The 13,026-nt window shown below is 61.9% G+C and carries 16 protein-coding genes; 13 read left to right on the top strand and 3 right to left on the bottom strand.

Going from position 1 to position 13,026, the window contains the following annotated elements:
• The first annotated feature begins 13 nt into the window (after positions 1 to 13).
• The 4 genes from QM780_RS07820 (at position 14) to QM780_RS07805 (ending at position 2,655) form a co-directional block, all read left to right on the top strand.
• Positions 14 to 1,111: a DUF2157 domain-containing protein gene (locus QM780_RS07820; RefSeq protein WP_415069912.1), complete on the top strand. Its 1,098-nt coding sequence runs from the start codon at positions 14 to 16 to the stop codon at positions 1,109 to 1,111.
• A complete protein-coding gene (locus QM780_RS07815; RefSeq protein ID WP_415069911.1) occupies positions 1,108 to 1,695 on the top strand; it encodes a GDYXXLXY domain-containing protein in 588 nt (195 codons plus the stop codon). Before QM780_RS07820 ends, QM780_RS07815 begins: the two co-directional genes overlap by 4 nt.
• Before the next feature lie 68 nt (positions 1,696 to 1,763).
• The gene (locus tag QM780_RS07810) at positions 1,764 to 2,111 is read left to right on the top strand and encodes a RidA family protein (protein ID WP_415069910.1); all 348 of its coding nucleotides are present in this window, start codon (positions 1,764 to 1,766) and stop codon (positions 2,109 to 2,111) included.
• A 196-nt stretch (positions 2,112 to 2,307) separates the two neighbouring features.
• On the top strand, positions 2,308 to 2,655 hold the full coding sequence (locus QM780_RS07805; protein ID WP_415069909.1) for a hypothetical protein: 348 nt from the start codon (positions 2,308 to 2,310) through the stop codon (positions 2,653 to 2,655).
• Between the two features lie 79 nt (positions 2,656 to 2,734).
• On the opposite strand, the gene QM780_RS07800 is transcribed toward QM780_RS07805, so the two are convergent.
• A complete protein-coding gene (locus QM780_RS07800) occupies positions 2,735 to 3,634 on the bottom strand; it encodes a DUF937 domain-containing protein (RefSeq protein ID WP_415069908.1) in 900 nt (299 codons plus the stop codon).
• Between the two features lie 282 nt (positions 3,635 to 3,916).
• Here QM780_RS07800 and QM780_RS07795 point away from each other — a divergent pair, with 282 nt between their 5' ends.
• Together QM780_RS07795 and QM780_RS07790 are read left to right on the top strand one after the other, a co-directional pair.
• A complete protein-coding gene (locus QM780_RS07795; RefSeq protein ID WP_415069907.1) occupies positions 3,917 to 4,369 on the top strand; it encodes a VrrB protein in 453 nt (150 codons plus the stop codon).
• Positions 4,370 to 4,634: 265 nt separating this feature from the next.
• The gene (locus tag QM780_RS07790; protein ID WP_415069906.1) at positions 4,635 to 6,794 is read left to right on the top strand and encodes a sodium-translocating pyrophosphatase; all 2,160 of its coding nucleotides are present in this window, start codon (positions 4,635 to 4,637) and stop codon (positions 6,792 to 6,794) included.
• Positions 6,795 to 6,866: 72 nt separating this feature from the next.
• On the opposite strand, the gene QM780_RS07785 is transcribed toward QM780_RS07790, so the two are convergent.
• On the bottom strand, positions 6,867 to 7,121 hold the full coding sequence (locus QM780_RS07785) for a hypothetical protein (protein WP_415069905.1): 255 nt from the start codon (positions 7,119 to 7,121) through the stop codon (positions 6,867 to 6,869).
• Between the two features lie 105 nt (positions 7,122 to 7,226).
• Positions 7,227 to 7,703: an outer membrane protein assembly factor BamE gene (locus tag QM780_RS07780; RefSeq protein WP_415069904.1), complete on the bottom strand. Its 477-nt coding sequence runs from the start codon at positions 7,701 to 7,703 to the stop codon at positions 7,227 to 7,229.
• Positions 7,704 to 7,868: 165 nt separating this feature from the next.
• Between QM780_RS07780 and QM780_RS07775 the strand changes: the two genes are divergently transcribed.
• From QM780_RS07775 to QM780_RS07745, 7 genes are all read left to right on the top strand, one after another.
• A complete protein-coding gene (locus QM780_RS07775; RefSeq protein WP_415069903.1) occupies positions 7,869 to 8,426 on the top strand; it encodes a ubiquinol-cytochrome C chaperone family protein in 558 nt (185 codons plus the stop codon).
• Positions 8,423 to 8,941 carry a YceD family protein gene (locus QM780_RS07770; protein ID WP_415069902.1) on the top strand — a complete coding sequence of 173 codons (519 nt, stop codon included), beginning with the start codon at positions 8,423 to 8,425 and terminating at the stop codon, positions 8,939 to 8,941. Before QM780_RS07775 ends, QM780_RS07770 begins: the two co-directional genes overlap by 4 nt.
• A gap of 226 nt (positions 8,942 to 9,167) precedes the next feature.
• On the top strand, positions 9,168 to 10,256 hold the full coding sequence (gene plsX, locus QM780_RS07765) for a phosphate acyltransferase PlsX (RefSeq protein ID WP_415069901.1): 1,089 nt from the start codon (positions 9,168 to 9,170) through the stop codon (positions 10,254 to 10,256).
• Positions 10,257 to 10,258: 2 nt separating this feature from the next.
• Positions 10,259 to 11,236, top strand: coding sequence for a beta-ketoacyl-ACP synthase III (locus QM780_RS07760; protein WP_415069900.1), 978 nt, complete (start codon positions 10,259 to 10,261; stop codon positions 11,234 to 11,236).
• Positions 11,237 to 11,363: 127 nt separating this feature from the next.
• Positions 11,364 to 11,669: an integration host factor subunit alpha gene (locus tag QM780_RS07755; RefSeq protein ID WP_415069899.1), complete on the top strand. Its 306-nt coding sequence runs from the start codon at positions 11,364 to 11,366 to the stop codon at positions 11,667 to 11,669.
• Positions 11,670 to 11,737: 68 nt separating this feature from the next.
• On the top strand, positions 11,738 to 12,262 hold the full coding sequence (locus QM780_RS07750; protein ID WP_415069897.1) for a MerR family transcriptional regulator: 525 nt from the start codon (positions 11,738 to 11,740) through the stop codon (positions 12,260 to 12,262).
• On the top strand, positions 12,246 to 13,016 hold the full coding sequence (locus QM780_RS07745; RefSeq protein ID WP_415069896.1) for a 4'-phosphopantetheinyl transferase family protein: 771 nt from the start codon (positions 12,246 to 12,248) through the stop codon (positions 13,014 to 13,016). The genes QM780_RS07750 and QM780_RS07745 overlap by 17 nt, the downstream gene beginning before the upstream one ends.
• The last annotated feature ends 10 nt before the right edge of the window (positions 13,017 to 13,026 follow it).

The raw sequence follows: 13,026 nt of genomic DNA, 5'->3' as shown, positions 1-13,026 counted from the left end.
ATGAAGGCCGGAAATGTGGTCCCCCTATAGAAACCGTCTTCTCCGCGATCTTGACCGCTGGCGCTCGAACGGCTGGCTGAGCGAAGAGGGCCGCGCCGCCATCCTCGCCGAAGTCGAAGCGGGCGCGCCGAGCCGCTTCAATCTCGCTTCGGCGCTCGGGATATTGGCGAGCGTCCTTTTCGGTTTCGCGGCCCTGTCGTTCGTCGCGGCCCATTGGGAGGACGTGCCCAGATTGGGCCGCCTGTTGCTTCTTCTGGCATCGATCTGGGCCGGATATGGCGCAGCGGGTTGGCTTCAGACGCGCGGGCACGCGCATCTCGCCGACGCCGCCGTGCTGTTCTCTGCCGGAATGTTCGGCGCCAGCATCATGCTGGTCAGCCAGATGTATCATATTGCCGGCAATCCGACCGACGGCATCCTCCTGTGGTGGATGGGAACGCTACTAGCCGGCGTTGCACTTCGCTCGAACCCGGCACTGGCCTTGACTATGGTGCTTGTGTGCGTCTGGTCATCGATGATTGCGTCCGAGACCAACCACGTCCATTGGCCGTTCCTGATCGGGTGGGGACTGGTGACTGCGGCCTTCTATTGGCAGCGCTGGTGGCCAGGACTGCATCTCTCCGCGCTGTCGCTGTCGCTTTTCGTCGTCTCGCTCGGGTTCCTGATCGCGGACGGTCATTCCAGCGGACTCGTCGCGACCATCGGCGTGCTCGTCGCGCTCGCCTGTGTTGCGGTTGGAAAGCTCTGGCCCGATTTCGACCATATCGCCACGCCGCTATTCGGGTATGCGATCGCGGTCGCTTTCCAATGCCTGTTCACGTTGCAGTTTTTCGAGACTCGCTCGACCAGCGAGATGATCGCGCTGGCGATCATCACTCTTGTGCTGCTGATCGCCGTCATTTCTCATGCACTCTCCACCGGCAATCGCGGCGCGCTCTGGCTCGGCTACATCGCCTTCTCGATCGAAATCCTGGCTCTTTACGGCATGACCATCGGCACGATCCTCGGAACATCGCTGTTCTTCCTGATCGCCGCTATCATCGTCGGATTGCTGGCCTATGCGGCGCTCAAGCTGGCGCGCCGGAGCACGACGGGAGGCCTGCCCGCATGATCGTCCATCGCAAATGGCTCTGGCCGTTGCTCGGCGGCGTTGCGCTTATCCAGTCCACCGCACTCTTCGACATGATCTATCAACGCCATCGGCTTCTGAAATCGGGAAGGGAACTGACGCTCGCCGTGCGCCCGCTCGATCCCCGCGATATTTTTCGCGGCGATTACGTGACGCTCGGCTACGACATCAGCACATTCAAGAAACCGAGCGACGAAAGCGATCCCGCTTTTTCCGGCCTGACGGGCGGCTCGGAGGCCTTTGTCACGCTGTCGCCGAAGCCGGAAGGCGGATGGGTCGAAACGCGCATAGGCAACACCTACCCGGCTGCCGTCGCGCCGGGAGACGTCGTGCTCAAAGGTCGTGTCCAGTCGACCTGGAAAACACAAAATCCTCCCGAGACGATCGTGAACGTCCGCTACGGCATCGAACAGTATTTCGTGCCCGAAGGCACCGGGCGGGATCTCGAGAGCAAAGTGCGCGACCACAAAATCGAAGCTATCGTCGCCGTCGGCAGCGATGGCACCGCCCTCATCAAGGGGTTGGTGATCGACGGTGAGCGGCACGAAGACCCACCTCTGCTTTGAGGCTTCTTGCGCGGACGGCTGCCTGCTATGAGGCGGCCGGTAAAAATTCCGCATGCAGGAGATCTCAAGTGTCCGTTACGCGCTACGAATCCTCCCCGGTCTATTCGAAGGTCACCGAGGCGAACGGCTTCGTTTTCACGGCCGGTGTCATCCCGACCGACCTTTCCAAGGACGTTGAAAGCCAGACTGCCGAAGTCCTGGCCGAGATCGACCGGCTTTTGGCGCTTGCTGGCACGGACAAGTCGAAGATCGTGCAGGCGACCGTCTGGCTCAACGATATTCGCCACCGCGATGGCATGAACAAAGCCTGGGGTGCTTGGCTTGGTGGCGCCGGCGCACCGGCTCGGGCCTGCGTCGAGGCCAAGGTCATCGACCCACGCATGCTCGTCGAGATCTCGGTCGTGGCGGTGAAGTAGAACGCAAAAAACTTCGGGTACAGCAACCTTGCCGCCGATCCCGTGTTTTGCGGCCGGACAAAAAAGCTGTGCCCGGATTGCCTCTCTGACCAGATTTTCGTTCGAGCGACACCGACAAAGATATCTGCTCGGTTGTTGAATCTGCCAAATAGCGCGGTGAGGGAATTGAGTCCCGTTTAGCTCCGGGGGGCAGCAAATGAATCGGTTGGGATGGGTTAAGCCAGCGCTTGTCGCGGCGGCAGTTTTCGCCTGTGCAACTCCTGCGCTGGCGGATGAAACTGGCGTCGCCGCGATCCACGAGCAGCAGCGCGAACACGGCCGGACATGTTTCGTCGATCATTATCACTACGGATCGAGCTCGGGTAAGGCGACCAAGAAGGCAGCTCTCGCCGCCGGCATCAAGTCGTGGGCCGATTTCACCGATTTCGAATACGGCTCCGACTGGGCGCACTGGGGCCGCGCCTCGAGCAAGAGCGCGAAGTGCACGCAAGATGGTCCGGGCGGCCCGTGGAGCTGCGATATCAGCGCCCGTCCTTGCCGCTGAGGTCTCTTATTTTTTAAAGGTTGCACGAAGGGGCTGCGCCAATCGGCGTCGGCCCTTTTTTGCGCCTGCGCTTCGGTCGTTAACGTCCGCCGAGCGCGCCACCAAGCGCGCGCCGGATGAGCGACACCAGCCAGCGTACCAAGAACAGCTTGATCATCGTGCCGATGACACCGCTGTTCGAGCCGAGCAGATTGCCGATGATCGACCGTATGATGCTTTCGAGCGAGCCGTTGCCTCCATCCGGATCCGGAACGCGCTGACCGCCCCGTCGTACGATGTCGGGCAGGCGACTGTAGGGGTTGTCGTCGTCCTGATCCGGGTCAGGGTTCTGATAGCGGCTCCTGCGGCCGACGCCGGGGATCGAATCGCCGGGGACCGGCAGCGGATTTTGCGGAGCCATCGATCCGCCGGGAGCTGCCGATCCTGACCCGCGTGTCGGCTGGTCGTCGTATGTTGCGCCTGAGCCTGCCGACGGCGACGGGAAACTATCTCCCGGCAGTGGCAACGGACTGCCGCCGGCGCCTGTAAATCCCGGAATATTGCTTGCGACTTTCGCTATCGCCGGCCCCGCCTGCTTCTGCAACTGGCCGACGAGCAAATTCGCGACCACCGGCAGCATCTTCTCGACCGTGCTGGAATCGAGGCCGGTCAGCGCCGCCGTCTTCGCCGCGATGCCACGGCTCACGTGCTTGCTGCCGGTAAGAACGTCGAGGATCTGATTGCCGTCATCCGCAACGTCCGGGGAGGCAAGGGCGTCGGCGCCGGATAGCGCGCGCTGGGCTCCCGGCGCCGTCACGAGCGAAACGACATCCGCAACACCGCCTCGCGAAAGCATGGCGCGCTGAATACGGACGTTGAGCGCGTCACCGAGGGATCGAACCGCGGCATTGGCTTTTTGCTCGTCGATGCCGAAAGCCGTCGCGATCTTCGCGACCAGAGCCTGACCTTCCGGACTGCGCAGACTGTCTTCGATCGTCACATAGGCCTCCGACGCAAAAAGCAGATTTCGAGACTAACTATCATGGCGGCGAGCCCGTGCCAGCGGATGTTGGTCGAACGTGCGCCGCACAACTAAAGTTTGGAGCAGACATTCATCGGCTGTTCATGACAAGCGGCTTTGATTCGCTATTGTTCGAGCAGGCAGGCCATAAGGCCTGCAATTTCGCGAAACCCGAAGGATCGGGCGGGCGTTCGAGGATTTGCCGGTCATTTGTCCGGTGAGAACGCGACCGGCGGCGATCGCGCCTTTGTGGAGACACCAATGCGAAAGCTTTTGATGTGTTTGTCGGTTCTCGCCGGACTGATGTTCGCGGGAACGCTCCCGGCCTCCGCCAACGCTGCGGCTGGCTTGACGGCGATGAATGTTCAGAAGACCCCAGCCCTCGTCACCAAGGCCTATTGGCGTGGCCATGGCTGGGGGCACCGTCGGTGGCATCGCGGATGGGGATGGCACCGCCGCTGGTGGCGTCGCGGCTTCTATTACGGCGGCTGGGGCTGGCCATATTATTACGGATATTATCCCGGCTACTACTATGGCGGCTATTGGGGCGGTCCATACTACTACGGCCACCGCCGCTGGTACGGCTACGGCTGGCGTGGTCGCGGCTGGGGCTACCGCCGCCATTGGGGTGGCTACCGAGGCTGGGGCCATCGCGGTGGTTGGGGGCGTCGTGGCTGGGGTGGCCATCGCGGCGGCCATTGGCGTCATCGCTGAAGCCTCGCGGGCTCAGCTTTTCTGAGGACTGAATCAAGGCCCGGCCGGGTTTTCCCGCCGGGCCGCGCTTTTCCCGCAGGAGTCCTCCGCTCGCGAGTTGCAACCCTGCGACACTTTTGGCATGGTCCGCCCACTCTAAGCCAATACGGCGGAAACTCTAAAAAAAAGCCGGGGCGAAAGCTGTTTTTGCAGCGCCTGAAAGCACCGGTAATACGGGTCCGATCCAAACGGGCCTTGATCGGAAGCGTGCCAAAAGGGACCACACATGACCAATATTCTTTGGGGGATCATCGCCTGCGGGGCGCTGTCGATTCTCTACGCATTTCTGACGGCCAACGCCGTTCTCAGCGCCGATCAAGGCACTGCCCGCATGCAGGAGATTGCGGCGGCGGTTCGTGAAGGCGCGCAGGCCTACCTCAGCCGCCAGTATCGTACGATCGCCATCGTCGGCGTCGTCATCTTCGTTCTCGCTTGGCTGCTTCTCGGCCCCCTGCAGGCATTCGGCTTCCTGATCGGCGCCGTTCTTTCCGGTCTCGCAGGCTTCATCGGCATGAACGTTTCGGTGCGGGCAAACGTGCGCACCGCGCAGGCCGCGACGGTATCGCTGGCGAAGGGTCTCGATATCGCGTTCAAGGCCGGCGCCATCACCGGCCTTTTGGTTGCCGGTTTGGCGCTGCTTGGCGTCGCCGTCTACTACACGATCCTGACCGTCGGCCTCGGCAAGGAGCCCGGCAGCCGTGAAGTGGTCGACGCGCTCGTGTCGCTCGGCTTCGGTGCCTCTCTCATCTCGATCTTCGCGCGTCTCGGCGGCGGCATCTTCACGAAAGGCGCCGACGTCGGCGGCGATCTCGTCGGCAAGGTCGAAGCCGGCATCCCCGAAGACGATCCTCGCAACCCTGCGACGATTGCCGACAACGTCGGCGACAACGTCGGCGATTGCGCCGGCATGGCCGCCGACCTGTTCGAGACCTACGCCGTCACCGTCGTCGCGACCATGGTGCTCGCCGCGATCTTTTTCGCGGGCCAGCCCAATCTGTCGGCGCTGATCATCTATCCGCTGGCGATCTGCGCCACCTGCATCGTGACCTCGATCATCGGCACGTATTTCGTCAAGCTCGGCACCAACGGCTCGATCATGGGCGCGCTCTATCGCGGCGTGATCGCATCGGGCGTTCTGTCGATCCTCGGTCTCTACGTCGCGACGCAGTATGTTCTCGGCGGCTTCGGCGAAGTCGGAACCGCGGCGGGCCAGACGATCACCGGCAGCAACCTGTTTCTCTGCGGCATCGTCGGTTTGATTTTGACGGGTCTGATCGTCTGGATCACCGAGTACTACACCGGCATCGGCTATCGCCCGGTTCGCTCGATCAGCCAAGCGTCCGTCACCGGTCACGGCACCAACGTCATTCAGGGTCTGGCTGTCTCGCTTGAGGCCTGCGCCCTGCCGACGATTGCGATCGTTGCCGCGATCATCGCCACCTATCAGTTGGGCGGCCTGTTCGGCACCGCCATCGCGACGACGACGATGCTCGGCCTCGCCGGCATGATCGTCGCCCTCGACGCCTTCGGTCCTGTCACCGACAACGCCGGCGGCATCGCCGAAATGGCGGGATTGCCGAAGGAAGTCCGCCGCTCGACGGACGCGCTCGACGCTGTCGGCAACACCACCAAGGCCGTCACCAAGGGCTACGCCATCGGCTCGGCCGGCCTCGGCGCGCTGGTGCTTTTCGCCGCCTACAACTACGACCTTCACCACTTCATCGAGGAAGCCAACAAGGCCGGCGCGACGGGGTATCAGTTCTTCAAGGACGTGCAGGTCAACTTCGGGCTTGAAAACCCATATGTGGTCGCTGGACTTCTGCTCGGCGGTCTCATTCCTTACCTGTTCGGCGGCCTTGCGATGACGGCCGTCGGCCGCGCGGCCGGATCGATCGTCGAAGAGGTGCGCCGTCAGTTCAAGGCCAAGCCCGGAATCATGAAGGGAACCGAAAAGCCCGACTATGCCCGGGCCGTCGACCTTCTGACGCGCGCTGCGATCAAGGAGATGATCGTGCCGTCGCTGCTGCCGGTGCTGTCGCCGATCGTGCTGTTCTTCGTCGTCAACGCCATTGCGGGCAAGGGCGCGGCGTTCTCCGCCGTCGGCGCCATGCTGCTCGGCGTGATCGTCACGGGCATCTTCGTCGCCATCTCGATGACCTCGGGTGGCGGCGCTTGGGACAACGCCAAGAAGAGCTTCGAGGACGGCTTCGTCGACAAGGACGGCGTCAAGCACATGAAGGGTTCGGAGGCCCACAAGGCGTCCGTCACCGGCGACACCGTCGGCGATCCTTACAAGGACACGGCTGGCCCCGCAGTGAACCCGGCGATCAAAATCACGAACATCGTCGCGCTCCTGTTGCTCGCCGTGCTCGCGCATCTGTCCTGATAGGCACACAAAAAGGAAAAGGCTCCGCGAATGGCGGAGCCTTTTTCATTTCATTGCGCCGTCTGCATAAATCTAGCCGACAAGCTTTGGATCTTCGCTGTCGTGCACGTGCCCGATAGCCGCCAGGAAGCGCTTATCCAAAAGTTCCGGCTTCAGCATCACCTTTTGCGAATGCACGTCTTTCACCGCCGACCGCGGAATGACGAACTCGCCGGCGTTTTCGACATAGATGACGAGCGATGTGGGCGTCACGTCGCGGACGGCACCGATCCCGTCTTTGCCGTCTACGAGAAATGCCATGAAGCCTTCTTCGATATTTTCCGACATGAAACACCTGGAGTTCGTTACGGCGCGATGTTCGAGCTTAACCTGGAGAAGATAGTAGCAGCCCACGCAATACCGCGCGAGGCGTCCGCTCAAGCCAGGTAAACGTCAGCCGTTTCCGAAAAGTTGCTGCTTGCCGAGGTTGCGGAACAAAGACTTCAGAATGCCTTCGTCCTTGCCGCCAGGCGCAGGCGTCGTCCGGCTGACGAAGTCGAATACCTTGCCGTCCTTCAGGCCGTAGTTCGCAATGCTGTCGACCGTTCCGCCTTGGTTGAAATAGACGGCGACCACTTGCCGGTTCTCTTCCGTCGGCAGGAAGAACGATTTCTGGGAGTCGGTGCTCGAAATGTAATAATAGGCGCGCCCGTCGCCGATCACAGCCGTCGTCGCCGGCGTGCCGAGCGCGGTTCGCACCTGATCCTGGCTCATCCCTGGTTGCACGGCTTGAAGGTCGGTCGCGCGGAATTCCTGGCCATGCTTGGTGATCGTTGCCGTGCCGCAGCCCGATAGGACAGCAGTCGAAGCCAGGAGGCTGAGAAATAATGCCGTCGCGTGATGCCGGCTCTTAGTCCCGTTCTTTTTCATTTGCGCTTTCATATTCGCGGGAATCGCCTCGCCCTTTCGGCTTCGTGTGTTTAGATTGTGCATCGAAAGCCAGCAACTGCGGGCCCCCGTGGCCGCATGGCATGATCCCCAGACATTTCGTAGGTACCCACCGCCAACCCGTGTTCCTCCAGAGTTGCCACTAAGATGTTGCGATGGCTGAAAAAGCAGACCGAAATTGGCCGCAGAGCAGAAGAGCTTTATGGCAGCGTCGTGGCCGCCGCGAGGCAGCCGGCGTTTTACGGTGCGATTGGCGTTCCGGACACACCCGAGGGCCGCTTCGAACTGATTGTCCTGCACCTTTTCCTGGCGCTCCAAGGCTCTCTCGGGTCCCCTGCGGAGGCTGAAATTCTGAGGCAGCGCACGATAGAAGTCTTCGTGACCGACATGGATGATTGCATGCGCGAAATGGGCGTCGGCGATCTCGCGGTTCCGAAGAAGGTAAAGCGTGCCGCCGCCGCCTTCTACGAGCGCGCAACCGTTTACCAACGGCTCATCGCAGGTGAAGCCGATGAGCATAGCATCGCCCTCTATATCTTCCCCGGTGCGTCAGACCGGGAGGATGCGAGCCGGCTGCTCGCGCATTATGTACGCAGGGCTTCGGCCGCGCTCGACGTCGAACCTTTCGATCATTGGGTCGAGTGCGGAGCGTCGCGCAAGCTTCTGGACGAAACGATCGCAATGACCGGGAAAGTGCAAACGTGACCGACACCTTGGATTGGGCCGAGAAAACCACCGATATTCCAGCGGGCGGACTGGACCGCCAGCGCGAAGCGACCGCCGACGAACTCGGCCGGATTGCCAAGGCGCTCGATATCTTGAGCGTCGCCGACCTGTCATCGCACTACCGTATCGTTGCGATTTCCGGCGGCGCCTATCGGCTCTCGGGCTCGATCTCTGCGAATGTCGAGCAGGCATGCGTCGTCTCGCTCGAGCCGGTGAGGGGCGCGGTCAAAGCCGCCTTCGATGTCGAGTTCTGGCCCGACCTGAAATCGGAGGAGAGCGAAGAAGAAGCCAGCATCTTGAGCGGCTCCGACGTCGAGCTGCTCGAGCACGGATTGATCCCGGTCGGACGCATCGTTTTCGAAACTTTGTCGGCATCCCTCGACCCTTATCCTCGCCGTGAAGGTGCGGAATTCGACTGGAAGGATCCGAAAGTCGAGGAGCCCGGCGCTCACAGCCCGTTCGCAACCTTGGCAAAGCTCAAGGACAAGGGTTGAGTGCCCGCAGGCCATCCCAATTCTCAACGGAATTCTTGGCGCTGCCGCTGTATGCAAATGAAAAGTCAGGGTAAACTGCGCCCATGTGAGTGCTTCTGTCACGAGGCGCGTTTTCGCCTTGTAGGCAGGCTCTAAAAGGATATGGTCTCGCCGAATTTCGGGGAGACCTAGGGCGGCCGAGTTGGCGCGGAAGCGTCGAACGCGGCCTCCGCAGCAATCGGCAAGAATGGCAAGCCCAAAGACGATCGCACTCGATGCCATGGGCGGCGATCACGGCCCGGAGGTCGTGATTTCGGGCGCAGCCCTATCGCTTGAGCGCCAACCCGCGTTAAGCTTCATCATGTATGGTCAGCAGCCGCGCATCGACGCGGTGCTTGCGCAGCATCCTGCGCTGCGCGCCAAGAGCCGTGTCATCCATACCGACCATATTATCTCGATGAACGAAAAGCCGAGCCAGGCTTTGCGGCGCGGCAAGGGTTCGAGCATGTGGCTTCCGCTCGAAGCGGTGAAAGCCGGCGAGGCGGACGCCGCGGTATCGGCGGGCAATACCGGCGCGCTGATGGCGATCGCGAAACTCGTGCTGCGCCCGATGGCTGGAATTGAGCGTCCGGCGATTGCCGCGCTTTGGCCGACCGTCAATTCCGAATGCATCGTGCTCGATGTGGGCGCCAACATCGGCGCGACCGCCAGCCAGCTCGCAGACTTTTCGCTGATGGGCGCCGCAATGGCCCGCGCCGTCTTTCACATCGAGCGTCCATCCGTTGGCCTGCTGAATGTCGGCACCGAGGAGATGAAGGGCAACGAGGATGTCAAGGCGGCGCACGCGCTGCTGAAGTCCGTCGACGTCCTGCCGCTCGAATACAAGGGCTTCGTTGAAGGCGATCAGATTGGCCAAGGCGCGGTCGATGTCGTCGTGGTCGAAGGCTTTGCGGGAAATATCGCTTTGAAGACCGCCGAAGGCACCGCCAAGCAGATCGGTAGTTACATCCGCGCCGCCATGACGAGCTCGATCGTCAGCAAGATCGGGGCATTTCTGGCCCAAGGCGGTTTCCGCGTGCTGAAGGAAAAAATGGACCCGCGCCGCGTTAACGGTGGCACCTTTCTGGGTCTTAACGGTATCGCGGTTAAGAGCCACGGCGGCACGGACGCCTTTGGATTTGCGAGCGCCGTCGATCTTGCGTACGAGATGGCCGATTCCGGTTTGATTGCCCGCTTAACAGCCGATATTGACGGCTTTCACCATCGGCTCTCGGCGGCGGCCGCCGGCGGCAGCCGGCCGCACGACACGACCGGAAGCATGCTCGGAAAGGCATAGACTTGGCAATTCTCCGCTCTGTCATTCGCGGTGTCGGCGCGCACCTTCCCAAGCGCATCGTCACGAATGATGACCTCGCCAAAATCGTCGATACCAGCGATGCATGGATACGCGAGCGTTCCGGCATCCTGCAGCGCCACATCGCCGACGAGAAAGAGCTGACGTCCGAGCTTGGCGCCGCGGCAGCCAAGCAGGCGCTCATCCGTGCAGGGATCGATCCTATCGACATCGACCTGGTCGTCTGCGCGACCTCGACGCCGGACCGCACCTTCCCAGCGACCGCGGTCAAGATTCAGTCGATGCTCGGCGTCACCAAAGGTGCTGCCTTCGACATCCAGGCGGTCTGTTCGGGTTTCGTCTTCGCGCTGGCGACCGCCGACAATTTTCTCAAAGCCGGCCAATCGAAACGCGCGCTCGTCATTGGCGCGGAAACCTTCTCACGAATTCTCGATTGGTCCGATCGCTCTACGTGCGTCCTGTTCGGAGACGGCGCTGGCGCAGTCGTGCTCGAGGCCCAGCCGCAGCGCGGAGGTCGCGAGGACAGGGGCATCATCTCGACGCTCATCCGCTCCGACGGCCGCTTCGAGGAACTGCTTTACGTCGACGGCGGCCCTGGCTCGACCAAGACGGTCGGCCATTTGCGGATGAACGGCCGGGAAGTTTTCCGGCACGCCGTCCAGAAGATCTCGGGCGTGATCGAAGAGACGCTGGTCGAGACGGGTTATGCTGCCGATGAGATCGACCTGTTCATTCCTCATCAGGCCAACAAGCGCATTCTCGATGGCATCGCCAAAAAGCTCAACGTCGCGCCCGAGAAGATCGTCATGACCCTCGACCGGCATGGGAACACCTCCGCGGCCTCGATCCCGCTCGCCCTCAACGACGCCTTCGAGGCCCACCGGGTCAAGGAAGGCAGCCTGATTTTGATGGAAGCCATGGGCGGCGGCTTCACCTGGGGCGCCGTACTCGCCCGCTGGTAACCATAATTGGTGCATTGCAGCGTAGAATATCCTGCTTTTTCAGTCGGTTGTTGACCTCGACCGTTGACCCCGCGACCAACCGCCGCTACCATTCCGCGCCGATGAACTGCTCGGCTGGGAGGAAAAGATGGTGGGCAAGACGTTGACACGCGCTGATCTTGCGGAAGCCGTCGTTGAAAAAGTCGGACTGCCGCGCAACGAGAGCCAGGACCTTGTCGAACGCGTCCTCGACGAGATTTCCGGCAGCTTGGCTGGCGGTGACGCCGTGAAACTTTCGTCATTCGGCTCGTTCGGTATCCGCCAGAAGGGCCAGCGCATCGGCCGCAATCCCAAGACCGGCGAGGAAGTGCCGATTACACCGCGGCGGGTTCTTGTCTTCCGTCCATCGAACATCATGAAAGACAGGATCAACAAAGGCCACGCGAAAGCCTAAAGACGCCGTTGCAAGGGCGCGAAACTAAGCGTTCAATTGTTCTGGTTGTTGATGCTGAGGGGCGAACCATGAACAAGTCGGCGGAAGCGTTTCGTACGATCGGAGAAGTGGCCGACGAACTCCAAATTCCGAAGCACGTTCTGCGCTTCTGGGAAGGCCGGTTTCCTCAGATCAGGCCGATGAAGCGCGGGGGCGGTCGTCGTTATTATCGCCCCGAGGATATGGAATTGTTGCGCGGTATCCGCGCGCTTCTGCATGCCGAAGGCTACACAATTCGTGGCGTTCAGAAGATCCTGCGCGAGCACGGCGTTGATCAGGTCAAGGCGGCCGCGCAACGGGTGGCTGCGGCCCTTGCGGCAACGCCGCCAACCCCGTCGGTTCGCAAGCGCGGACGAAAGCCGGTGACGAAAGTCGCTCCGCCGGCAGTCCACGAACCGCAAGCCAAGCCGCGGATCGACGCCTCAACGACCGAGGGCCAAATCCAGATTGCGATCCGCGAGTTGGAACTGGCTTGTGCCATTCTGCGCGGCCAGCCGATCAACCCGATAGCCAGTCCCGACGACGTGAAGAAATCGCGTGCCGGGCGGACCTAAATCCGCTTCGACTGCGGGCGCCGCTGCCGGGCGGCGCGAGGTGGTATCAGGTCTCGAAATCTTTTTCATCAATCTCGCGCATGCCTCACCGGTCCTGGAGGCTGAGGAAAAGCGCACGACGCGATTGTCCGCGGACGACATCGCACGCGCCGACGCGATGGCCGACACGGATGCAAGGCGCTTCTGGCGCGCGTCCAGGATCGCGACGCGAATTGCGCTGGAGCGCGTCGGCGGGACGAGCCTGCGCCGCGTGGCATTTCGCATAGAGCGAAGCGGTCGGCCGGTCATCGCCGGCGAAGGTCCGCATTTCAGCATCTCGCATACGGGCCATGCCGCTTTGATTGCCATCGCTAAGAGCATGGCGATTGGTGTCGATCTTGAAGAAAGAGGCCGGAAACTGCGCATGTCGGTGGATCGCCGGCAGCGCATCGCTCAGGCAGCACAGCGGCTCGGGGTGCACATGCCGCTGTCCGCCGAAGACGACGGCGATATTCTGACGGCTTGGGTGCAGCTTGAAGCCATCGCTAAAGCACTTGGCGTCGGCATCGGCCGACTATTGACCGAGCAAGGCGTGGTCGGTGGGCCCCGATCGACGCGCGCGAATTCGACCGCACCGCCGCTCGCCGTCAGGGCACTGTCAATCGACGCGGAATACGTCGGTGCGATAGCAGCAGAGCGGCTGCCGAAAGTCCTCGCCGTGAAACCGTTCCCATTGACACAGATGGACACGTTCCTGCGCGGCGAGCCGAGCTAGCAGCGCGTAG

The sequence above is a fragment of the Hyphomicrobium sp. genome, assembly GCF_047600905.1.
Classification (GTDB): Bacteria; Pseudomonadota; Alphaproteobacteria; order Rhizobiales; family Hyphomicrobiaceae; genus Hyphomicrobium_B.
Note: the sequence above shows the minus strand (reverse complement) of the source record. Positions and strands in the feature narration are given on the sequence as shown.

Excerpts from the sequence above, each read along its gene's own strand:
- QM780_RS07750 (WP_415069897.1), top strand. The coding sequence starts at position 11,738 with ATGAACAAGTCGGCGGAAGCGTTTCGTACGATCGGAGAAGTGGCCGAC.
- QM780_RS07820 (WP_415069912.1), top strand. The coding sequence starts at position 14 with ATGTGGTCCCCCTATAGAAACCGTCTTCTCCGCGATCTTGACCGCTGG.
- QM780_RS07785 (WP_415069905.1), bottom strand. The coding sequence starts at position 7,121 with ATGTCGGAAAATATCGAAGAAGGCTTCATGGCATTTCTCGTAGACGGC.
- QM780_RS07805 (WP_415069909.1), top strand. The coding sequence starts at position 2,308 with ATGAATCGGTTGGGATGGGTTAAGCCAGCGCTTGTCGCGGCGGCAGTT.
- QM780_RS07790 (WP_415069906.1), top strand. The coding sequence starts at position 4,635 with ATGACCAATATTCTTTGGGGGATCATCGCCTGCGGGGCGCTGTCGATT.
- QM780_RS07780 (WP_415069904.1), bottom strand. The coding sequence starts at position 7,703 with ATGAAAAAGAACGGGACTAAGAGCCGGCATCACGCGACGGCATTATTT.
- plsX (WP_415069901.1), top strand. The coding sequence starts at position 9,168 with ATGGCAAGCCCAAAGACGATCGCACTCGATGCCATGGGCGGCGATCAC.
- QM780_RS07755 (WP_415069899.1), top strand. The coding sequence starts at position 11,364 with ATGGTGGGCAAGACGTTGACACGCGCTGATCTTGCGGAAGCCGTCGTT.
- QM780_RS07815 (WP_415069911.1), top strand. The coding sequence starts at position 1,108 with ATGATCGTCCATCGCAAATGGCTCTGGCCGTTGCTCGGCGGCGTTGCG.
- QM780_RS07795 (WP_415069907.1), top strand. The coding sequence starts at position 3,917 with ATGCGAAAGCTTTTGATGTGTTTGTCGGTTCTCGCCGGACTGATGTTC.
- QM780_RS07775 (WP_415069903.1), top strand. The coding sequence starts at position 7,869 with ATGTTGCGATGGCTGAAAAAGCAGACCGAAATTGGCCGCAGAGCAGAA.